Here is a 911-nt window from a genome sequence, read left to right on the forward strand (position 1 = left end):
GTAAGCGTCGCAAGATACATATATTTTCGCAGCTTGGCATTTCCACGTTTCGAGATCACGATCTCTCCCTTGCGTTTTCCTGACGTACTTTCGGCCAGGTTTAATCCAGCTCTCCTCAGCAATTGACGACCGTGGGTATACTGTCTCAAGTCACCTGCACCGGACAGAATCGCTGCAATGTAAATCGTTCCGAGACCTTTTACCGACCGAAGCTGGCTGACCAGAGGAATCCCTTCCAGTAACGTTCCGAGTTGCCGTTCGACCTGTTCTAAGATGTTGGTAATCCGTTCAAACTCATCTAACAAACGCTGTAAATCTTGCTTTGCCTCCTTGAGTGCAGCGGTCTCTCCTACACTATATCTGGCTTTGGAGAGGAGTTCGGCAGCTTTCTGTCTGCCCGTAGTACCTCCGGCTCGCTGCATGTATGCTCTCCAACCCGTAATGACACTTTCAATGGATAGACCATGAAGATCAGTCGGGGAGGGAAACGCTTTGAGGGTTGCTATCGACCGTGGGCATGTCCAATCCTTAAAGACAGAAGCGTATTCAGGGAAATAAATATCCAGCCAGCGAATAATTCGATTCTGCAGCCGAACGCTGTTGGTGACCCAAAATTCTCGATCACTCATCATCGTACGAAGCCTCTGGAAGTCCTCAGCTTGGCGAGTATATTCGTAGTAAAAACCACGGCTGACAGCGTCTGCAATGACGAGGGCGTCTTTGGGATCGCTCTTGGAAGGACAGTTATCACGGTTTTCCTTATTTCGTTTTGTTGTGGCGGGATTCACTAAGACAACGTTTAGTCCCAGCTCAACCAGCCAATTGGCCAGGTTGTTCCAATAGTGTCCTGTCGGTTCCATGCCAATGATGAGGCCCTGTAACCTGTGCTTCTGCTGTAATCCCTCTATCCA

1 protein-coding gene is annotated in these 911 nt (G+C 49.2%); it reads right to left on the reverse strand.

All coding sequences use genetic code 11. From position 1 onward, the window contains the following. Positions 1-860: IS110 family transposase (locus tag ABES02_RS29725; RefSeq protein ID WP_430141636.1), on the reverse strand; the 860-nt coding region annotated here is incomplete at its 3' end. Positions 861-911 lie beyond the last annotated feature (51 nt).

The sequence above is a fragment of the Neobacillus pocheonensis genome (genome assembly GCF_050477905.1).
In the GTDB taxonomy this organism is placed as follows: Bacteria; Bacillota; Bacilli; order Bacillales; family Cytobacillaceae; genus Neobacillus; species Neobacillus pocheonensis_A.